Source organism: Pseudomonas sp. 30_B (assembly GCF_017491605.1).
In the GTDB taxonomy this organism is placed as follows: domain Bacteria; phylum Pseudomonadota; class Gammaproteobacteria; order Pseudomonadales; family Pseudomonadaceae; genus Pseudomonas.
On the sequence record NZ_JAFGYY010000003.1, the window covers coordinates 34785 to 55619 of the forward strand.

At 67.6% G+C, this 20835-nt stretch carries 16 protein-coding genes; 6 read left to right on the forward strand and 10 right to left on the reverse strand.

The annotated features are described in order from the left end of the window. Nucleotides 1–98 precede the first annotated feature (98 nt). Both J5M67_RS03895 and cra read right to left on the reverse strand, forming a co-directional pair. Entirely contained in the window at nucleotides 99–878 is a 780-nt protein-coding gene (locus J5M67_RS03895) for a TatD family hydrolase (RefSeq protein ID WP_207883498.1), read from the reverse strand. 4 nt (nucleotides 879–882) lie between these two features. Continuing rightward, nucleotides 883–1875 (reverse strand): catabolite repressor/activator, encoded by a 993-nt coding sequence (cra, locus tag J5M67_RS03900; protein WP_207884137.1) that lies wholly within the window; start codon nucleotides 1873–1875, stop codon nucleotides 883–885. A 213-nt stretch (nucleotides 1876–2088) separates the two neighbouring features. Between cra and ptsP the strand changes: the two genes are divergently transcribed. The 3 genes from ptsP to J5M67_RS03915 are packed head-to-tail and all read left to right on the forward strand — an operon-like array spanning nucleotide 2089 to nucleotide 7682. Beyond that, entirely contained in the window at nucleotides 2089–4965 is a 2877-nt protein-coding gene (ptsP, locus tag J5M67_RS03905; protein WP_207883500.1) for a phosphoenolpyruvate--protein phosphotransferase, read from the forward strand. Further along, nucleotides 4965–5900, forward strand: a complete 936-nt coding sequence (gene pfkB / locus J5M67_RS03910; RefSeq protein ID WP_207883501.1) for a 1-phosphofructokinase — start codon at nucleotides 4965–4967, stop codon at nucleotides 5898–5900. The genes ptsP and pfkB overlap by 1 nt, the downstream gene beginning before the upstream one ends. A 36-nt stretch (nucleotides 5901–5936) precedes the next feature. Continuing rightward, entirely contained in the window at nucleotides 5937–7682 is a 1746-nt protein-coding gene (locus tag J5M67_RS03915) for a PTS fructose-like transporter subunit IIB (RefSeq protein ID WP_207883503.1), read from the forward strand. Between the two features lie 239 nt (nucleotides 7683–7921). Here the strand turns inward: J5M67_RS03915 and J5M67_RS03920 are convergent, their stop codons facing one another. Genes J5M67_RS03920 through arnB form a run of 8 tightly spaced genes read right to left on the reverse strand, consistent with a single transcriptional unit; the run spans nucleotide 7922 to nucleotide 16831 of the window. Further along, on the reverse strand, nucleotides 7922–9304 hold the full coding sequence (locus tag J5M67_RS03920; protein ID WP_207883505.1) for a UDP-glucose/GDP-mannose dehydrogenase family protein: 1383 nt from the start codon (nucleotides 9302–9304) through the stop codon (nucleotides 7922–7924). Nucleotides 9305–9344: 40 nt separating this feature from the next. Next, nucleotides 9345–9788 (reverse strand): 4-amino-4-deoxy-L-arabinose-phosphoundecaprenol flippase subunit ArnF, encoded by a 444-nt coding sequence (gene arnF / locus J5M67_RS03925; RefSeq protein WP_207883507.1) that lies wholly within the window; start codon nucleotides 9786–9788, stop codon nucleotides 9345–9347. Beyond that, a complete protein-coding gene (arnE, locus tag J5M67_RS03930) occupies nucleotides 9785–10129 on the reverse strand; it encodes a 4-amino-4-deoxy-L-arabinose-phosphoundecaprenol flippase subunit ArnE (RefSeq protein WP_207883509.1) in 345 nt (114 codons plus the stop codon). Before arnE ends, arnF begins: the two co-directional genes overlap by 4 nt. After that, complete coding sequence (gene arnT / locus J5M67_RS03935; protein WP_207883511.1) at nucleotides 10126–11772, reverse strand: lipid IV(A) 4-amino-4-deoxy-L-arabinosyltransferase; 1647 nt, start codon at nucleotides 11770–11772, stop codon at nucleotides 10126–10128. The genes arnE and arnT overlap by 4 nt, the downstream gene beginning before the upstream one ends. Further along, nucleotides 11769–12653, reverse strand: a complete 885-nt coding sequence (arnD, locus tag J5M67_RS03940; RefSeq protein ID WP_207883513.1) for a 4-deoxy-4-formamido-L-arabinose-phosphoundecaprenol deformylase — start codon at nucleotides 12651–12653, stop codon at nucleotides 11769–11771. The genes arnT and arnD overlap by 4 nt, the downstream gene beginning before the upstream one ends. Beyond that, the gene (gene arnA, locus J5M67_RS03945; protein ID WP_207883515.1) at nucleotides 12653–14677 is read right to left on the reverse strand and encodes a bifunctional UDP-4-amino-4-deoxy-L-arabinose formyltransferase/UDP-glucuronic acid oxidase ArnA; all 2025 of its coding nucleotides are present in this window, start codon (nucleotides 14675–14677) and stop codon (nucleotides 12653–12655) included. The genes arnD and arnA overlap by 1 nt, the downstream gene beginning before the upstream one ends. Next, complete coding sequence (gene arnC, locus J5M67_RS03950) at nucleotides 14674–15684, reverse strand: undecaprenyl-phosphate 4-deoxy-4-formamido-L-arabinose transferase (protein ID WP_207883517.1); 1011 nt, start codon at nucleotides 15682–15684, stop codon at nucleotides 14674–14676. Before arnC ends, arnA begins: the two co-directional genes overlap by 4 nt. Nucleotides 15685–15691: 7 nt before the next feature. After that, complete coding sequence (gene arnB, locus J5M67_RS03955; RefSeq protein ID WP_207883519.1) at nucleotides 15692–16831, reverse strand: UDP-4-amino-4-deoxy-L-arabinose aminotransferase; 1140 nt, start codon at nucleotides 16829–16831, stop codon at nucleotides 15692–15694. 295 nt (nucleotides 16832–17126) lie between these two features. Between arnB and J5M67_RS29735 the strand changes: the two genes are divergently transcribed. From J5M67_RS29735 to J5M67_RS03970, 3 genes are all read left to right on the forward strand, one after another. Then, nucleotides 17127–19196, forward strand: a complete 2070-nt coding sequence (locus tag J5M67_RS29735; RefSeq protein ID WP_207883522.1) for an aminotransferase class I/II-fold pyridoxal phosphate-dependent enzyme — start codon at nucleotides 17127–17129, stop codon at nucleotides 19194–19196. 69 nt (nucleotides 19197–19265) lie between these two features. Continuing rightward, nucleotides 19266–20051 (forward strand): transporter substrate-binding domain-containing protein, encoded by a 786-nt coding sequence (locus tag J5M67_RS03965; RefSeq protein ID WP_207883524.1) that lies wholly within the window; start codon nucleotides 19266–19268, stop codon nucleotides 20049–20051. 65 nt (nucleotides 20052–20116) lie between these two features. Continuing rightward, nucleotides 20117–20827: an ABC transporter permease gene (locus J5M67_RS03970; protein WP_207883526.1), complete on the forward strand. Its 711-nt coding sequence runs from the start codon at nucleotides 20117–20119 to the stop codon at nucleotides 20825–20827. Nucleotides 20828–20835: the final 8 nt, after the last annotated feature.

A 20835-nucleotide genomic window follows, 5' to 3' on the forward strand; every position in this document is an offset into this window, starting at 1 on the left:
CGTGCAACTTCGCTGTTACCCGTTCAATCCCGAGTTTCCCGTAGGAGCGGGCCATGCCCGCGATCGCGCCCATGGGGCGCTCCTACAAGAGCAGCAGCTCAGGTCCAGCCAAACAACTCCATCGCATTGCGCGTGCTGGCGCTGGCCAGCTCTTCCGGGCTGATTCCCTTCAACTCTGCCAGTGCTGCGCAGATTTCCGGCAGGTGTTCGGGGCTGTTGCGCACGTGGGGATACATGGCCGGCGCCATATCCGGCGAGTCGGTTTCCAGCACGATGGATTCCAGCGGAATCTCCGGCACTACCTTGCGCAGGCGGTTGGCCTGCGGCCAGGTCGGCGCGCCGCCCAGGCCCAGGCGGAAACCCAGCTTGAGGTATTCGCGGGCCTCCTCGCGGCTGCCGGCGAAGGCGTGGATGATGCCCTGGCGTTTGGGCTTGAAGCGCTTGAGGGTGGCGATCACCGCCGCGTGAGATCGGCGCACGTGCAGCAGCACCGGCAGTTCGAAGTCGATGGCGGCGCGCAGCTGGTCTTCGAAGATCGCTTGCTGGCCGTCGCGGTCGAGATCCTCCAGGTAGTAATCCAGGCCGATCTCGCCCACCGCGCAGAGCTTCGGATGACCCGCCAGGCGTTCCAGCCAGTCGCGCAGCGCCTTCAGGTGTTCGGGGCGATGGCGCGCCAGGTAGATCGGGTGCAGGCCGAGGGCGGCATACAGGTCGGGTTCCTGCTCGACCAGCGCCCAGACGTCCTCCCAGTTTTCGCGGAACACCCCCAGCAACACCTGACGGATCACCCCGCGCTCGCGGCTGCGCCGCAGCACCGCCTGACGGTCGTCGGCGAAGTCCGGGCAGTCGAGATGGTTGTGGGTGTCGATCAGCTGCATGGGCTTACTCCGTACGCAGTTTCAGCGTACGCGCGACGGGATGAACGCCGGGGGTATAGCTGTTCTGTTCGATTGCGCTCAGCGCCAGGTCCAGCGCACGCTCGGCGATCAACGCATGTTGCTGGGAGATCGCGTTGACCTTCAGCGGGACGAAATCGAGCAACTGGGTATCGCCGAAGGTGGCAATGCGCAGTCCCGCCGGCCAGCCGTCGGGCAGCGCCTGGAGCACGTCGAACACGCCTTCGAGCAGCACGTAGGAGGTGGTGATCAGCGCGTCGGGCAAACGGCCCTGGCTCGCCAGCAATTCTTCCATCAGACGGCGGCCGCAGTCGCGGCTGAAGGTCTCGCCGTGCTCAACCCGGACCTGGCCCTTGAAGTCGCGCAACGCACTGCGGAAGCCCGCCGCGCGTTCCTGACTGATGATCAGCTCCGAGCGCGCACCGAGCAGGGCAATGCTCCGCGGCGCGGGCTCGAGCAGGCTGTCGGTGAGGCGCTGGCAGGCTTCGCGGTCGTCGCTGACCACCGAGCAGAAGCGCTGCGGATCGAGCTGGCGATCCACCGCGATCACCGGCACGCCGATGGCCTGGAGGCGGGCCAGGCTGTCGTCGTTGCCCGGCAGGCAGCTGGCGACGATCAGCGCATCGCAACGTCGCGCGCGGAACAGGTTGAGCACCTGGCGCTCGGTGTCGGGCTCGTCGTCGGAGCTGGCGATCAACAGCTGATAGCCACGGGCCCGGGCGCCCTGTTCGAGCAACTTGGCGAGCTTGGCGTAGCTGGGGTTCTCCAGGTCCGGGAGGATGAAGCCGAGGGTGCGGGTCTGGCCGCGGCGCAGGCTGGCGGCCTGCTGGTCCGGGTGGTAGCCGTGCTCCTCGATCACCGCGCGCACGCGCTCCACCGTGGCGGCGCTGATCCGGCGCTGCACGGCCTTGCCGTTGATCACATAGCTGGCGGTGGTGACCGAAACACCGGCCAGGCGGGCGATATCACTGAGTTTCAGCACGATGGATTGCCGACAATTGGGGGCTTCAAGGATCACGCATTATCGAGTAACGTTCCAGTCTCAATAGGTGAAACGATTCAGCATTGTCTGTGGCCATTGCCTGAACGCCGTCTCGACGGCCGAGAAAACCACAGGTTCTAAGCTGTTCACCATACAAGCGGAATACCGCCCCAAGCGCCGGCGCGCCAGAACGCCGGCGAGGAGATCGCGATGCTCGAACTGAACGCGCAGCAGGTTCGCATGGACCAGCGCGCCGCCGACAAGCAGGCCGCCCTGGCGCTGCTCGGTGCGGCCCTGGAGGACGACGGACTGGTTGCCGCCGGTTACCTCGCCGGCTTGCAGGCCCGCGAAGCGCAGGGCTCCACCTACCTCGGCCAGGGCATCGCGATACCCCACGGCACGCCGGACACCCGCCACCTGGTGCAGCGCACCGGCGTGCGCCTGATGCATTTCCCCGACGGTGTCGCCTGGGGCGACGGGCAGGTGGTGCACCTGGCCATCGCCATTGCCGCCAAGTCCGACGAGCACCTGCGCCTGCTGCAACTGCTGACCCGCGCCCTGGGTGACGGCGAGATGGGCGAGGCGCTGCGCCTGGCCGAGAGTCCCGACGCGCTGCTGCACTTGCTGCGCGGCGCGCCGCAGGCATTGCTGCTGGATAGCGGGCTGGTCGGCCTGGGCGTCGTCGCCGAGGACTTCGACGAACTCACCGTACTGGGCGCGCGTCGGCTGAAAAAGGCCGGTTGTGTCGAGTCCGGCTTTGCCGCCGCGCTGCAAGGCAATGAGCCGCTGCCGCTGGGCAACGGGCTCTGGTGGCTGCACAGCGCCGAGCGCGTGTCGCGGCCGGGCCTGGCCTTCGTCACGCCGCAGCGCGAGCTGAGCCATGCCGGCCTGCCGGTACGCGGGCTGTTCTGCCTGGCCAGCCAGGGTGACGCGCACCGGACCATGTTCGAGCGCCTGTGCGACCTGCTGGTGGACGGCCGCGCCAGCGAGCTGGCGTGCGCCACGAGCAGCCGATCCGTGCTGGAGGCGCTGGGCGGAGAGTTGCCGGTGGACTGGCCGAGCGTGCGTGTTGCGCTGGCCAATCCCCACGGCCTGCACGCCCGCCCCTCGCAGGTGCTGATGCTGCTGGCGCGGGAGTTCGAGGGCGAGATTCGCGTGCGCATCGCCGAGGCGGACAGCGCGCCGGTGTCGATCCGCAGCCTGAGCAAGCTGCTCAGCCTGGGGGCGCGGCGTGGGCAGGTGCTGGAATTCTTCGCCGAGCCGGACATCGCCGAGCGCGCACTGGAAAGCGTGCGCCTGGCGGTGGAGCAGGGGCTGGGCGAGGAAGTCGAGCCGCTGCCGGAAGCGCCGGAGCCGGTCGTCGAGACCGTCGAGGTGGAAACCTGCAGCGCGCCGGAAGCCGGCAGCCGCCTGCAGGCCATCGCCGCGTCCCCCGGTATCGCCAGTGGGCCTGCTTATCTGCAGGTCGAACGCCACTTCCAGTTCGCCGAGCGCGGCGAGTCCGTCGAGATCGAACGGCAGCGTCTGGGGGAGGCGAGCGCAGCGATTTCCGCCGAGATCGAGGCGTTGGTGCAGCGCACCCAGGTCAAGGCGATCCGCGACATCTTCGTCACTCATCAAGCGCTGCTGGAGGACCCGGAGCTGGCCGACGAGGTGCAGTCGCGCCTGGCCGAAGGCGCCAGCGCGGAAGCCGCCTGGAGCCAGGTGATCGAGCGCGTCGCCAGCGAGCAGGAAGCACTGCGCGACGCCTTGCTGGCCGAGCGCGCGGCCGACCTGCGCGACGTGGGCCGGCGGGTGCTGGCGCGCCTGTGCGGCGCACAGACTGCCGCGGCGCCGGAGCAGCCCTACATCCTGGTGATGGACGAGGTCGGCCCCTCCGACGTGGCGCGGCTGGATCGCGAGCGGGTGGCCGGCATTCTCACCGCGCGCGGTGGGGCGACCTCGCACAGCGCGATCATCGCCCGCGCACTGGGCATACCCGCACTGGTGGGCGCCGGCGCGGCGGTGCTGGCGCTGGAGCCGGGGACTATCCTGTTGCTCGATGGCGACCATGGCGAGCTGCGGGTCTCGCCCAGCGCCGAGAGCCTGGCCGAGGCCGAGCGCCAGCGCGACCAGCGCCGTCGCCGCGCCGAACGCGCCGAGGCGCATCGCCATGAGCCGGCGATCACCCGCGACGGCCATGCGGTGGAGGTCTGCGCCAACCTTGGCGACACCTCCGGCGCCGCAGCGGCGGTCGAGCAGGGCGCGGAAGGCGTCGGCCTGCTGCGCACCGAATTCGTGTTCATGGACAACCCCCAGGCGCCGGACGAGGCGACCCAGGAGGCCGAGTACCGCCGCGTGCTCGATGCCCTGGGCGGACGCCCGTTGGTGGCGCGCACGCTCGACGTGGGCGGCGACAAGCCGCTGCCGTACTGGCCGATCCCGAAGGAGGAGAATCCCTACCTCGGCGTGCGCGGCGTGCGCCTGACGCTGCAACGCCCACAGATTTTCCAGACCCAGTTGCGTGCCCTGCTGCGGGCCGCCGCCGGACGCCCGCTGCGCATCATGTTCCCGATGGTCGGGCAGGTGGAGGAGTGGCGGCAGGCCCGCGACCTGACCCGGCAGCTCTGCGCGGAACTGGGCGGCGAACATGACCTGCAACTGGGGATCATGATCGAGGTACCGTCCGCGGCATTGCTCGCCCCGGTGCTGGCCCGTGAAGTGGACTTCTTCAGCGTCGGCACCAACGACCTGACCCAGTACACCCTGGCCATCGACCGTGGCCATCCGACCCTGTCGGCGCAGGCGGACGGTCTGCATCCGGCGGTGCTGCAACTGATCGACATGACCGTGCGCGCCGCCCATGCCCACGGCAAGTGGGTGGGCGTGTGCGGCGAGCTGGCGGCGGATGCGCAGGCGGTGCCGCTGCTGGTGGGGCTGGGCGTGGACGAGCTGAGCGTCTCGGCGCGCAGCATCCCGCTGGTCAAGGCGCGGGTGCGCGAGCTCGATCTGCCGATGGCCTGCGAACTGGCCCAGGCCGCGCTGGCGCTGGGTTCCGCTGCCGAGGTGCGCGAACGCGTCGCCCAGGCCCTGCCGGAGGTGAACTGATGGCCCGCATTCTCACCGTAACCCTCAACCCCGCGCTGGACCTGACGGTGCGCCTGCCCCGGCTCGACGTCGGCGAGGTCAATCGCAGCGAATCGGTACTCAGCCAGGCGGCGGGCAAGGGGCTGAACGTCGCCCAGGTGCTGGCCGATCTCGGGCACTCCCTGAGCGTGACCGGCTTCCTCGGGGCGGACAATGCGTCGCCGTTCGATGCGCTGTTCCAGCGCCGTGGATTCGTCGATGACTTCGTCCGCGTGCCGGGGGAAACCCGCAGCAATATCAAGCTGGCCGAAGGCGGCGGACGTATTACCGATATCAATGGTCCCGGCCCGGAAGTCAGCACCCGCGAGCAGGATGCCTTGCTCGATCGCATCGGCCGTATTGCCAGCGAGCACGAACTGGTGGTGGTCGCCGGCAGCCTGCCGCGCGGCGTCGATCCCGAATGGTTGCGCGCGTTGCTCCTGCGGCTCGGGCAACTGGGGCTGAAGGTGGCGTTCGACAGCAGTGGCGCGGCCCTGCGCACCGGGCTCGAAGCGGCGCCCTGGCTGATCAAGCCCAACGATGTCGAGCTGGCCGAAGCCTGTGGACAGCCCCTCGATACGCCGGCGGCGCTGGCCGAACAGGCCGAGGCGCTGCGGGCTCGGGGCATTGCGCATGTGGTGCTTTCGCAAGGCGCGGACGGAGTGCGCTGGTTCGGCCCGCTGGGCAACTGGCGGGCGGTTCCGCCCAAGGTCGAGGTGGCGAGCACGGTGGGGGCAGGTGACTCGCTGCTCGCCGGCATGCTCCATGGCCTGCTCGCCGGCTGGCCGGCCGAGCGCGTGTTGCGCCATGCCACCGCGGTGGCGGCGCTGGCGGTCACCCAGTTCGAGTTCGGCATCGGCGATGCGCCGCGCCTGAGCCGCATCGAAGACGGCGTGCAGGTCCAGGCCCTGGCCTGACGCGCGCCGCATCCAGAACAACAAGAGGTTATGACGATGAACCTTGCCCTCATTACTGCCTGCCCGAACGGCCAGATCACCAGTGTGCTCAGCGCGCGCCTGCTGCGCGCGGCGGCCGAGCGCCTGGGCTGGTCGGTGTGCGTCGAGCAACGCGATCCGCAGCACCCCGAACGCCAGCTTTCCGAGGCGCAGATTGCGGCGGCCGACTGGGTGCTGGTGGTTAGCGGACAGCCGCTGGACCTCTCGCGCTTCATCGGCAAGCGCCTGCTGCAGGCGCGCCCGGCCGAGGCGCTGGCCGATCCCGCCACCTTCCTCCAGCGCGCTGCGCAGGATGCGACGGTGTGGCAGGGCGACGAGCAACCGGCGGCCGCCACCGAAACCCCACGCACCGCGAAGCTGGTGGCGATCACCGCTTGCCCGACCGGCGTGGCGCATACCTTCATGGCCGCCGAGGCGTTGCAGCAGGCGGCTCGGCAGAAGGGCTACGAGTTGAAGGTGGAAACCCAGGGCTCGGTCGGCGCGCGCAATCCGCTCTCCGCCGAGGACATCGCCGCTGCTGACGTGGTGCTGCTGGCGGCGGATATCGAAGTGAACACCGAGCGCTTCGCCGGCAAGCGCATCTTCCGCTGCGGCACGGGCGTCGCGCTCAAGCAGCCGCAGGCGATCCTCGAACGCGCGCTGAAGGAGGCGACGCAGGAGTCTGCTGCAACGGCCGGCAGCGGCGCCGCGCCGGGGAAGAAGGAGGCGCGCGGGGTGTACAAGCACCTGCTCACCGGTGTGTCCTTCATGCTGCCGATGGTGGTGGCCGGCGGCCTGCTGATCGCGCTGTCCTTCGTCTTCGGCATCGAGGCGTTCAAGCAGCCCGGCACGCTGGCTGCCGCGCTGATGCAGATCGGCGGCGAGGCGGCGTTCAAGCTGATGGTGCCGATGCTGGCCGGCTACATCGCCTGGTCCATCGCCGACCGTCCTGGGCTGGCGCCGGGGATGATCGGCGGCCTGCTGGCGAGCACGCTAGGTGCGGGCTTCCTGGGCGGCATCGTCGCGGGTTTTCTGGCGGGTTATTCGGCGCGCGCCATTGCGCAGTGGATTCCGTTGCCGGCCAGCGTCGCGGCGCTCAAGCCGATCCTGATCATTCCGCTGCTGGCCAGCCTGTTCACCGGGCTGGTGATGATCTACGTGGTGGGCTCGCCGGTGGCGGCGATGATGCATTCGCTGACCGACTTCCTCGCCGGCATGGGTACCACCAATGCCGTCCTGCTCGGGCTGTTGCTGGGCGGGATGATGTGCGTGGACCTCGGCGGGCCGATCAACAAGGCGGCCTATGCCTTCTCCGTCGGCCTGCTCGCCTCGCAGAGCTATGCGCCGATGGCGGCGGTGATGGCCGGCGGCATGGTTCCGCCGATCGGCATGGGCATCGCCACGCTGCTGGCGCGGCGCAAGTTTGCCCAGAGCGAGCGCGAAGCGGGCAAGGCGGCGCTGGTGCTGGGGCTGTGCTTCATCTCCGAGGGCGCGATTCCCTTCGCCGCCAAGGACCCGCTGCGGGTGATCCCGGCGAGTATCGTCGGCGGCGGCCTGACCGGGGCGCTGTCGATGCTGTTCGGCTGCAAGTTGCTGGCGCCCCACGGTGGGCTGTTCGTGTTGCTGATTCCCAACGCGATGAACCACGCGCTGCTGTACCTGCTGGCGATTGCCGTGGGCAGCGTGGTGACCGGTGTGCTCTATGCCGTGCTCAAGCGATCGGAGGCGGCGCCGATGATGGTGATGGGCGAGCCGGCCCGGTAGGGCGTATAACCGTTCGCGGTTATACGCCGATACACCGTATTTCGGCGTTGGCGACAAGGCTGGACCCGGAGCGCCTTGGGGCCAAGGTCAAACGGCGTATAACGTCGAACGTTATACGCCCTACGGGCGGGGCCATTGTGCGGGGGCCAACCCGTAGGAGCGGACTCCGTCCGCGATTTGCCCCACAGCGGAGCTGATCGCGGACGGAGTCCGCTCCTACAAAAGCCAACAGCGGCGCCTCAGGCCTGGCGCAGCTCCGCGTGTTGCTGCACCGGTGCCGGCACCGGCAGGCGGTGCGAGTCGCCGCGGCCCATCGGGAAGTATTCGAAACCATGGCGTGCCATGCGCTCCGGATCGAACAGGTTGCGGCCGTCGAAGATCACCGGGGCTTTCAGGCGGCTGGCCAGCACGTCGAAATCCGGGGCCTTGAACTGCTGCCACTCGGTGCAGATCACCAGCGCATCGGCGCCGCCGAGGGTGGCCTCCGGAGTGCCCATCAGCGTCAGGCGCTCATCGTGGCCGTACAGGCGTTGCGCTTCGGGCATGGCCTCCGGGTCGAAGGCACGTACCTGCGCACCGGCTTCCCAGAGCGCCTCCATCAGCGCGCGGCTGGGCGCATCGCGCATGTCGTCGGTATTGGGCTTGAACGACAGTCCCCAGAGCGCGAAGGTGCGTCCGGCCAGTTGACCGTCGTAGTAGCGGTGGATGCGCTGGAACAGCTTGTTCTTCTGTCGCACGTTCACGGCTTCCACGGCGCGCAGCAGGTCGTTGGAGCAGTCCGCTTCCTTGGCGCTCTGGATCAGGGCTTGCACGTCCTTGGGGAAGCACGAACCGCCATAGCCGCAGCCGGGGTAGATGAAGTGGTAGCCGATGCGCGGATCGGCGCCCATGCCCTGGCGTACCGATTCGATGTCGGCGCCCATGTGCTCGGCAAGTTCGGCGATCTGGTTGATGAAGCTGATCTTGGTCGCCAGCATGCAGTTGGCGGCGTACTTGGTCAGCTCGGCGCTGCGCAGGTTCATGTTGATGATGCGGTCATGATTGCGGTTGAACGGCTCGTAGATCTCGCGCATCACCTCCATCACTTCCGGGCGTTCGCAGCCGATGACGATGCGGTCGGGCTTGCGGCAGTCGGCCAGTGCCGAGCCTTCCTTGAGGAATTCGGGGTTGGAGACGATATCGAACTCCAGCGTGCGCCCCAGCTCGTTCAGGACCTTCTGCAGATGTGCCTTGATGCGGTCGCCGGTGCCCACCGGAACCGTGGACTTCTCGACGATGATCACCGGCTGGTGGCGGTGGCGGGCGATGCTCTCGGCCACGGCGAACACGGCACTCAGGTCGGCCGAGCCATCGGCGCTGGGCGGCGTGCCCACGGCGATGAACTGTACCCGGCCGTGGGCGGTGGCTTCGGAAACGTCATCGGTGAAGTGCAGGCGACCGGCTTCCAGGTTGTCCTTCACCAGCTCGGCAAGGCCGGGCTCGAAGATGCTGATCTGCCCGCGCTTGAGCTTGGCGATCTTTTCCTTGTCGATGTCCATGCACAGGACGTCATGGCCGACTTCCGCCATGACGGCGGCCTGGACGAGCCCCACATAGCCGATACCGAATACGCTGATTTTCATGCTGTGCTCTCCCGCTGAGGGCTCATGACCGGTTCAGGGGTCATTCGTACTGTGTGATTTTGTGGCGGCGAGGGTCGCCGGATTTCATGACGTTTGTTCCGTCGCGGCGGCGCGGCGCGTTGATGGTGATCACACCGGCGATCACCAGGCCGACGCCCAACGTGCGCAAGAGGCTCAACGGCTCGCCCAGGCCCGGCAGCCAGGCGGCGCCGAGGTAGACCAGGGCATAGCTCAGGCTGAGCAGCGAATAGGCGCGGCTCAGCGGCAGATGGTTCAGGGCGATCAGCCAGCAGAGCATCGACAACGCATAGGCCAGCACCGCGCCGGCGAGCACCGCCAGGGCGGCGAGGTCCAGGCTGCCGAGCGAGTCGAGCCATTGCAGGGGCGGCGGCAGGCGCGTCATGCCCCAGCGCATGCCCAGCTGTGCGCTGCTGACCAGCAGTACGCTGCCCAGGGCGAGACCGACGCCGCGCCAGGCGCTCATGACTGCAGCCCCAGCAGGGCCACGCCGGCAACGATCAGCGCCACGCCACACCAGTGGCGGGCGTCGATGTGCTCGCGAAACAGCGCCCGCGCGGCAAAGGTCACCAGTACGAAATTCAGGCTGAGCATGGGGTAGGCCAGCCCCACGTCCAGGCGTTGCAGCAGCAGCAGCCAGAGCAGCAGGCCGCTGCCCAGGCAGGCGACGGCCAGCAGCAGCCAGGGGCTGAGCAGCTGCGTCAGCCAGTCGAGTTCACGGCCCCGCCAGCTTTCCACCGCAAGCTTCTGCGCGATCTGCCCCAGGCAGGTCAGCAGGCACACGCTGGCCAGCAATAGGGCGATCACGGCGCGGCCTTCGGGATCAGCAGCACGACGAGGTAGTTCTGCCGGTAGCTGATGGCATCCTTCGGCATCTGCGCGAGGTCTTCCTCGTCGCTGGCGCCGTTGACCCGCAGCAGCACGCCGACCGAGCCCTTGGCGCGGGCCTGGGCGATCCAGGCCTGGGCGTCGCTCAGCGCGATGCTGCGGCCGGCGCCTTCGGGATAGCCGAGGCCGTACTTCAATTCGCCCACGGTATTGAGCAGATCGACGTCGCTGCGCCCGGTGCGCCAGGCCAGCGCGGTGGCGGCGCCCAGGTCGTTGCTCAGCAGGCTGTCGGCGCTGCGCAGCTCATCCAGGTGTTCGAGGACGAACTGGTCGGGCATCTTGCTGTTGACCATGTGGTTGGGCATGGCCGCGGGCAGCAGCGCCACCAGTATCCACAGGCCGAACGCCGGGGCGGCCCACAGTCGGGTCGGACGCAGCAGTTGCAGGGCGCCGCAGACCAGCCAGGCGATGCAGACGATGCCGACCATCAGCACGCTGGGCGTTTCGTCCTTGTAGATCGGATGACGCAGTTGCGTGACCACCAGCGCGATCAGGGCGAGCAGGCCGATCAGCAGGTTGAGCGCGCCGTTGATGCGCAGCATCCGCTGGCGCCCCTGCTGCAGGGCGTCCGCCAGGCGGTCGGCCATCAGCAGGGCCAGCGGCGCGAAGCACGGCATGATGTAGGTCGGCAGCTTGCCCTTGGCCAGGCTGAAGAACAGGAACGGCATGAGGAACCAGAGCAGCAGGAAGCCCGTGCGCGGATCACGCAGGCGGCTGAAGCCGTTGCGCAGCGCGGGGATCACCAGCACCGCCCAGGGCAGGGCGCTGGCGAACAGCAGCGGTACGAAGAACCAGATGGGCCGGCCGTGCTGCGCGTCCTCGCCGGCGAAGCGGCGGATGTGCTCGTGCCAGAAGAAGAAGTTCCAGAAGTCCGGCTCGCGGGCATGGATCATCAGCGCCCAGGGCAGGCACACCAGCGCCGCCACCAGCACGGCCAGCGGGCCGTAGCGCAGCAGCTCCATGAAGCGCCGGTTGAGCAGCGCATAGGGCAGGCCGACGATCACCGGCAGCAGCAGGGCGAGGAAACCCTTGGTCATCAGGCCCATGGCGCAGGCCGCGCCGAGCAGGCTCCAGGCGGCGATGCGCCCGCGCGGCGTGGCGGCGTCGAAGGCGAACCAGAGGGCGGCGAGGCTGAGGTTCACCCAGAAGGTGAATTGCGGGTCGAGGTTGGCGTAGCCGGCCTGGCCTGCGATCAACCCGAAGCTGGCGTACAGCAGCCCCGCGGCCCAGGTGCGGCGCGGGTCGTTCCACAGGCGCCGGGCTACCAGCAGCACCAGCAGGGTACTGAGGGCGGTGACCAGGGCGGAGGCGAAGCGCACGCCGAACAGGTTCTCGCCGAACACCGCCTGGCTCGCGGCGATCAGCCAGTAGCCGCCGGTGGGTTTCTCGAAATAGCGCAGGCCCAGCAGGTGGGGCGACACCCAGTCACCGCTTTCCACCATGGCCTGGGCGATCTGCGCGTTGCGGGTTTCGTCGGGAATCCACAGGCCGTGGAAACCCAGTGGCAACAGGATACAGAGCACGAATGCCGCCAGCAGCGTCGGGTAGACGAGGCGCTTCATGCCTGCTGCACCCCCAGCCAGCCTTCGCGGCCGGCCAGTTCGCCACGCACCAGGCGGGCGACAGGAAGGGTACAGAGGGTGTCCGGCAGCAGCCGGCCCAGGGGTTTGAACTGGATGTCGTCCTGTCGGGCGCGCCCGAGCAACTGACGGAAAGTCTCGGCCATGAGAATCCCTTCTACCTCGGCATGGATGGTGTAGACGTTGAGCGCGTCCTTGCGGAAGCGCTGGAGGATGAAGTCGTTGAAGTCGGCGGCGGACACCTGCGGGCCCACCACTTCGTCGTAGGTCGGCAGGTCTACCGGGATCTGCGGCGCGCCGATGCGGCCATCGTCGAGCAGCGGGCGGAACAGCGCGCTACCCCGGCAATCGCTGTTGTAGCGGAAGCCGAAGCGCTCCTTGGCCTCTACCACGCGCTCGTCGGCCCGCCAGCCGGCGGCGGCGGAGCATTCCACCGGTTTGCCGATGATGTCGGCGAGGGTGTCGACGCCTTGGCGAATCTGCTCCACCAGCTGCTCCGGACTCCAGCGCCCGGCATTGGCCTGCCAGCCGTGATGGTCCCAGGCATGCAGGCCGATTTCATGGCCGGCTTCGCTGGCGCGTCGCATCAGGTGGCCGAGGTCGCGGCCGATGGGTTTGCCCGGCCAGGCGGTGCCGGCCAGGAGGATGTCCCAGCCGTACAGCCCGGCGGCGTTGGAGCGCAGCATTTTCCACAGGAACTGCGGGCGGATCAGGCGCCACAGGTGGCGGCCCATGTTGTCCGGGCCGACGCTGAAGAAGAAGGTCGCCTTGATGCCGGCTTCGTCGAGAAGATCCAGGAGCCGGGGCACGCCTTCACGGGTGCCCCGGTAGGTATCCACATCGATACGCAGTCCTGCCTGCATTACGCGATGCTTTTGTTTTTCAGCGGCACGGCGTGCGCTGCGCCGCCTTCGCGCTCGGCGAGGGCTTCGCGCAGGAAGAAGTCCAGCGTCTTGCCGATGGTCTCGGACAGCTCGACGGTGGGCTCCCAGTTCAGCAGGCGGCGGGCGTTCTCGATGCTCGGCTTGCGGTGCGACACGTCCTGGTAGCCGTCGCCGTAGAAGCTGCGGCTTTCCACTTCGCGGAAGCCGGCGAAGGGCGGGAACTGGTCGCGCAGCGGGTGGGCTTCGAACTGGCGCAGCAGCTCTTCGCCCAGTTGGCGGATGCTCGCTTCGTTGTCCGGGTTGCCGATGTTGACGATCTGCCCGTCGCAGCGGCCGCCTTCGTTGTCGATGATGCGGGCCAGGGCTTCGATGCCGTCGTCCACGTCGGTGAAGCAGCGCTTCTGCGCGCCGCCGTCCACCAGGCGGATCGGGGTGCCCTCGACGAGGTGCAGGATCAGCTGGGTGATGGCGCGGGAGCTGCCGATGCGTGCGGAGTCCAGGCGGTCCAGGCGCGGGCCCATCCAGTTGAACGGACGGAACAGGCTGAACTTCAGGCCCTTCTGGCCATAGGCCCAGATGACGCGGTCGAGCAGCTGCTTGGAGACCGAGTAGATCCAGCGCTGCTTGTTGATCGGGCCGACCACCAGGTTCGACTTGTCTTCGTCGAAGTTGGCGTCGGTGCACATGCCGTACACCTCGGAGGTCGAGGGGAAGATCACGCGCTTGTTGTACTTCACGCAGTAGCGGACCAGCTTGAGGTTTTCCTCGAAGTCCAGCTCGAACACGCGCAGCGGGTTGCGGGTGTACTCGATGGGGGTGGCGATGGCCACCAGCGGCAGGACCACGTCGCACTTCTTGATGTGGTACTCGATCCACTCGGTGTGGATGCTGATGTCGCCTTCGACGAAGTGGAAGTCCGGGTTGCTGCGCAGGCGCTCGATGGCGTCGGAGCCGATGTCCAGGCCGTAGACTTCGTAGTTGCCGTCGCGCAGCAGGCGCTCGGACAGGTGGTTGCCGATGAAACCGTTGACCCCGAGGATCAGCACGCGGGTCTTGCGCTTGGCCTTGCGCGCGGCGCCGTGCAGGCGCGAGCCTTCCACCAGGCCCATCTCGCGGGCCAGTTGCGGGCCGGCGAGGAACAGGCCGGCGTCGCCCTGCTGGCCGGAGAGGATTTCCAGCGAGTCTTCGCCGCAGGCGATGCGCAGCGGATCGACGGAGAGCACCGAGCCCGGTGCCTGGCCGTTGTTGCCGCTGGCCACGCGGGAGCTCCAGACGATCAGCTTGCGATCGCCCACCGGGGCGAAGGCGCCGGGGTAGGGCTGGGTGACGGCGCGGACCAGGTTGTGCAGTTCGCGGGCCGGACGCTGCCAGTCGATGGCGCCGTCGGCGGCGGTGCGGCGGCCGAAGTAGCTGGCGCGGGATTCGTCCTGCGCGACTTCGGCGAGTTCACCCTTGGCCAGCTTGGGCAGGGCGTCGTCCAGCAGTTCGCGGGAAGCCTGGCGCAGCTTGCCGTGGAGGATCAGGGCGGTGTCGTCCGCGCCGATGGCCACGCGCTGCTGGGCGAGGATGGCGCCGGCGTCGGCGCGCTTGACCATGCGGTGCAGGGTGACGCCGGTCTCGGTCTCGCCGTTGACCAGCACCCAGTTGGCCGGGGCGCGGCCACGGTAGCGCGGCAGCAGCGAGCCGTGGAGGTTGAAGGCGCCTTCGGAGGCGCACTCCAGCAGCTCTTCGCCCAGCAGGTTGCGGTAGTAGAAGGAGAAGATGTAGCGCGGCTGCAGTTCGCGGATGCGCGAGATCCACAGCGGGTGGTTGACGTCTTCCGGCGCGTGTACCGGGATGCCATGACGTGCGCAGAGCTGGGCGACGGAGCCGTAGAAACGGTTCTCCTTCGGGTCGTCGGCGTGGGTGAAGACAGCGTCGATCTGGTAGCCGGCGGCGAGCAGCGCTTCGATGCCGGTGCAGCCGATGTCGTGATAGGCGAAGACGATGGTCTGCTGGGTCATGGCTGGAGAGACTCGAGAGAAGAGGAAGAAGGGGTGGTTGTGCGGGTTTCGAGCGTGGTCCGCTGGCGGACGATGCGCTCGATGAAGAAGCGTGGGCGGGCGCGCACGTCGTTGTACATGCGGCCCAGGTACTCACCCAGCAGGCCCATGCCGACCAGCTGCACGCCGGTGAACATGAACAGCACGGCGAACAGCACGAAGGTGCCGTGGCCGGCCCAGGCGGCGCCGAAGATCACGCGCAGGAAGAGCAGCAGCAGGGCGAAGCCGAAGCCGGCCGCCGCCATCGCGCCGCCCACCAGCGACAGCAGGCGCAGCGGGGTGGTGGTCATGCAGGTGACCAGGTCGAACATCAGGTTGATCAGGCGCATGAAGTCGTACTTCGACTCGCCGTGTTCGCGCTCGGCGTGGGCGACCATGATCTCGGTGGTGTGACGGGCGAAGCTGTTGGCCAGGATCGGGATGAAGGTGCTGCGCTCGCGGCAGGCCAGCATCGCCTTGACGATGCTCGCGCGGTAGGCGCGCAGCATGCAGCCGTAGTCGCTCATGGCAACCCCGGTGGAGCGCTGCACGGCCAGGTTGATCAGCTTCGACGGCCAGCGGCGCAGGGCCGAGTCCTGGCGCTTCTGGCGCACGGTGCCGACCACGTCGTAGCCCTGCGCGGCCTGTTCGACCAGGCGCGGGATTTCCTCCGGCGGGTTCTGCAGGTCGGCGTCGAGGGTGATGATCACGTCGCCCCGGCATTCTTCGAAACCGGCCATGATCGCCGCGTGCTGGCCATAGTTGCGGTTGAGGATCACCGCGACGACGTGGCTGCCGGGAGCTTCGGCGGCTTCCAGGAGCAGGTCGGCGGAGCCGTCACGGCTGCCGTCGTCGATCAGGATGATCTCGTAGTCGCGGTCCAGCTTCTCGCAGGCGGCGCTGGTGCGGCGCAGCAACTCGGGCAGGCTGGCTTCTTCGTTGTACACCGGGATGACGATGGACACGAGGTTGATCGGATAGGCTTTCACGATGGCGTTACCGGGTGATGGTTTCTATAGCTTCCACCACGCGGTCGAGGTCGCCGGTGGTCATGTCGGGGAATAGCGGGATCGAGCATAGGCGGGCCGAGTTCCATTCGGTGTTGGGCAGGGCTACGTCCGGGTAGCGCTGGCGATAGTAGCTGTGCAGGTGGCTGCCGATAAAGTGGATGCCGCTGCCGATGCCGCGTTGCTGCAGCGCCTGCATGAAGCCGTCGCGGTCGATGCCGCAGCGTTCGGCGTCGATGCGCAGGATGTACAGGTGCCAGGCGTGGTGCTGCGGGTAGTCCGGCAGGGCCAGGGGTTCCACCGGCAGTCCGGCCAGGCGTTCCTGGTAGGCCGCCGCCAGTTCGGCGCGGCGCGCGTTGATCGCTTCCAGGCGACCGAGCTGGACCAGGGCAATGGCGGCGTTGATGTCGGAGAGGTTGTACTTGAAGCCGGGCTCGATCACCTGGGCCTGCGGCTTGCGGCCATGGGTCAGGCGGTCGTAGGCGTCCACGCCCAGGCCGTGGAACTTGAGCATGCGCACGCGATCGGCGAGGGCGTCGTCGTCGGTAACGAACATGGCGCCCTCGGCGCAGGTCATGTTCTTGATCGCATGGAAGGAGAAGATCGCGGTGCCGGTCTGGCCGACCGGGCGGCCACGGTAGCGGGTACCGGCGGCGTGGGCGGCGTCCTCGATCACGGCAATGCCGTGGCGCTGCGCCAGGGCGTTGATCGGATCCATGTCGGCGGCGGCGCCGGCGTAGTGCACCGGGATGATGGCGCGGGTGCGCGGGGTGATCGCCGCCTCGATGCGGGCGGCGTCGGTCATCAGGGTGTCGCGGTCGACGTCGACGAACACCGGGGTGGCGCCCAGCAGGCAGATCATGTTGGCGGTGGACACCCAGGTCTGCGACGGGGTGATCACCTCGTCGCCCGGGCCGATGCCCAGCGCGAGCAGCGCAATGTGCATGCCGCCGGTGGCCGAGGCCAGTGCCACGGCGTGCTTGCAGCCGATGGATTGGGCGAAGCGCTGTTCCAGCTCCTGGTTCCGCGGGCCGGTGGTGATCCATCCCGAGCGCAGCACCTCATTGACCGCCCGGATCTCCTCGTCACCGATGCTGGGGCGGGAGAAGGGGAGGAAGTTCATGTCCATGTTATGAGTCCTGATGGGCGGAGGCCGCGCTACTTGAGTGTAGGAAAGGTAGCTGGGGATACGTTAAGAACCCGTTAAGTGCTTGTGGTGAAACTGTAATCGGGCTTGCCAGCGGGGCCGCACAGCCTATCCGACCCCAGGTGGGGGGATGTTGGGATCGTTCTGAAAACGACATGGGAATGTCGGGAATCGCTGTTGAACACTCGTTCATTCCTGGCGTATGTTGGCCCCACGCTCTGACGGACAAAAATTCCAATACCCGTCGGACATGCCGTCATTCGGATGAGGTTCTCGCATGCGTTATTCGTCGCTTGTGGACAGGATGGTCGGGCCCGGCGTCGCCGCCTGGGACATTCATTACGCGGCCATCGCCGCCCAGCGCGAAGGCCGGGATGTGATCGTCCTGAGCGTTGGCGACCCGGACTTCGCCACGCCGGACTTCATTACCGAGGCCGCCGTCACCTCGCTGCGCGCGGGCGATACCCACTACAGCGACGTGGCCGGGCGCCCGGAGCTGCGCCAGGCCATCGCTGCGCTGCATGAACGACGATGCGGGCAGGCGGTGACGGCCGAGAACGTCATCGCCGTCGCCGGCGCGCAGAACGGCCTGTTCGCCGCCGCCATGTGCCTGCTGGAACCGGGCGATGAGGTGATCGTCTTCGACCCGGTCTATGTCACCTACGAAGCCACCCTGAAGTCCACCGGCGCCACGCTGGTAGCTGTACCGACCCGCGCCAGCAACGGCTTCCGCCCCGTGGCCGCCGACCTGGCCGCCGCGATTACCCCGCGCACCAAGGCGATCTTCTTCGCCAACCCGAACAACCCCACCGGCGTCGTCCTCAATCGCGAAGAGCTGCTGGCCATCGCCGAACTGGCCAAGGCCCATGACCTGTGGGTAGTGGTCGACGAGGTTTACGAAGGCCTGACGTTCGAGCGCGAGCACCAGAGTTTCGCCGCCCTGCCAGGCATGGCCGAGCGCACCCTGAGCATCGGCAGCCTGTCGAAATCCCATGCCATGACCGGCTGGCGCACCGGCTGGGTCGTGGCCAACCCGACACTGGTCGCGCATCTGGAAAACCTGGCGCTGAACATGTTCTACGGCCTGCCGGGCTTCGTTCAGGAAGCCGCGCGGGTGGCGGTGGAGCGGCACGACGACGTGGTGTCGTCGATGCGCGAGATCTATCGCCGTCGCCGTGATCTGGTGGTTGCCGCGCTGAGTGATTGCCCGCGAGTGAAAGTGCTCAGCCCCGAGGCCGGCATGTTCGTCATGGTGGACGTGCGCGACACGGGGCTGAGTTCGCTGGACTTCTCTTGGCAGCTGTTCCATGCCACCGGTGTTTCGGTGCTGGATGCGGCGGCCTTCGGCCCGCAGGCGGAGGGTTTCGTGCGGCTGTCGTTCGGTTTGAGCGACGAGAGCATGGCCGAGGCCTGTGCGCGGATCATTCGGTTTGTAGAAGGACTCTCGGCGTGCGCCGATCAACCTGTAGGAGCGAGGGGGACGCCATCGTTATTGCTCGCGAACGCTCTTGATGTTTCTGGTGCGGAGGTTGGTTCGCGAGCAAGCTCGCTCCTACAGAAAGCAGAGCAGCCCGCTGCGAAGCCGGTCATCGAAGTCCGCGACCTGCACAAGCGCTTCGGCGACTTCGAGGTGCTCAAGGGGGTGTCGCTGTCGGCCCGCGAGGGCGGGGTGATCTCGCTGATCGGTGCCAGCGGCTCGGGCAAGAGCACCCTGCTGCGCTGCATCAACATGCTGGAGATTCCCAACCAGGGCACGGTCACCGTCAATGGCGAGACCATCGGCCTGACCCGCAACCGCCACGGCGAGCCGATGGTGGCCGACCAGAAACAGCTGACCCGCATCCGCTCGCAACTGGGCATGGTGTTCCAGAACTTCAACCTGTGGCCGCACCGCACCGTGCTGGAGAACCTGATCGAGGCGCCGACCTTCGTCCTCCACGAGAGCAAGGCCGAGGCCCGCGAGCGCGCCGAGGCGCTGCTGGAGCGCGTCGGCCTGGCGGAGAAGCGTCACACCTACCCGGCGTTCCTGTCCGGCGGCCAGCAGCAGCGCGTGGCCATTGCCCGCGCGCTGGCGGTACGGCCGAAGGTCATGCTGTTCGACGAGCCGACCTCGGCGCTGGACCCGGAGCTGGTGGGCGAAGTGCTGCGGGTGATCCGCTCGCTGGCCGAGGAGGGGCGGACCGTGATCCTGGTCACCCACGAAATGGCCTTCGCCCGCGACGTTTCCAGCCACGTGGCGTTCCTCCACAAGGGCCTGATCGAAGAGGAAGGCACGCCCGAGGAAGTCTTCTCGCGGCCGCGCAGCGAGCGCTGCCGGCAGTTCGTCAACGCGCACCAGAATCGCTGACCGATGTCGCGCTGACGGCGCATCGATGAGCGTGACCCATAACAATCGAAAACAAGGCAGGGGATCACGATGAACAAGAAACGTCTGTGCAACTGGGTGGTGGGTGCAACGATGCTCATGGCCGGCGCGGTCAGCGCGCAGGCCGAGACGATTCGTTTCGCCCTGGCCGCCGAACCCTATCCGCCGTTCTCGCAGAAGCAGCCCGACGGCAGCTGGGTCGGCTTCGAGCCGGACCTGATCCGCAAGGTCTGCGCCGAGATGAAAGCCACCTGCGAGATCGACGAAGTGGCCTGGGACGGCATCATCCCGGCGCTGCTGGCGAAGAAGATCGACGTGATCTTCAACTCCCTGTCGATCACCGAGGAGCGCGAGAAGCAGATCGCCTTCAGCCGTCCCTATTACGACACCCCGGTGGCCGTGGCCGCGCCCCAGGCCGTGGACCTGCAGATCACCCCCGATGGCCTGAAGGGCAAGACCATCGGCGTGCAGATCTCCACCGTCAGTGCCAACTACCTGAAGAAGTACTACGAGAAGATCGCCGACGTGCGCTACTACGACACCCAGGACTCGGTGAACGCCGACCTGGTGGCCGGGCGCATCGACCTGATGATGGCCGACGGCATCGCCGTGGCGACCTTCATCAAGTCGCCGGACGCGCAAGCCGCCGGCATCGTCAACAAGGGCGAGGTGAAGTACGACCCGATCTTCGGCCGCGGCGTTGGCGCCGGCATGCGCAAGGACGACACCGCGCTGAAGGCGAAGATGAACGATGCCATCGGCAAGCTGCTGGCCAGCGACGATTACAAGGCGCTGTCGGACAAGTACTTCGGCATGAGCGTCGCGCCCAAGCAATAACCCCTCGCGTCAGTGGATAGACCTGCGCCCGTCCTGGGCGCGGGTATCCAATTTTGGAGAAGGTCATGCAAAGCATCTTCGACCTGATCGGCTTCGGCCCCATGGGCTGGGGCCCGGCGTTGCTCAAGGGGCTTCTGGTCACCCTGCAGATTTCCGTGGGTGCCTTCCTGGTCGGCCTGCTGATCGGCCTCGCTGCCGCCAGCGCCAAGATCGGCGGGCCCCGCCCGCTGGCGATGCTCGCGCGCGGCTACACCACGCTGTGCCGGGCGGTGCCGGAACTGCTGCTGATCTTGCTGCTGTTCTACGTCGGCTCCATGGGGCTGAACCAGCTTTTCGCCTGGGCCGGCTTCGGCGAGGTGAAACTCAACGGGATGATGGTGGCCATCGTCGTGCTCGGCCTGGTGCAGGGCGCCTATGCCTCGGAGATCTTCCGTGGCGCGATCCAGGCGATCCCTTACGGGCAGATCGAAGCGGCACGGGCCTACGGCATGCACGGCTTCGGCCTGTTCCGTCGCGTGACCCTGCCGATCATGGCCCCTAACGCGCTGGCCGGCATGGCCAACCTCTGGGTCAACCTGATCAAGGACAGCGCGCTGATCAGCGTGGTAGGCACCAACGAGTTGCTCTACACCGCCAAGCAGGCTGCCGGTTCCACCCGTCACTACCTGACCTTCTACCTCACTGCGGCGGCGCTGTACTACGTGCTCACCGTGCTTTCCAACCTGTTTGCAGGCTACCTGGAGCGGCGCTTCCGCCGCTGGATTCCGGCGGTTTGAACGAGGCG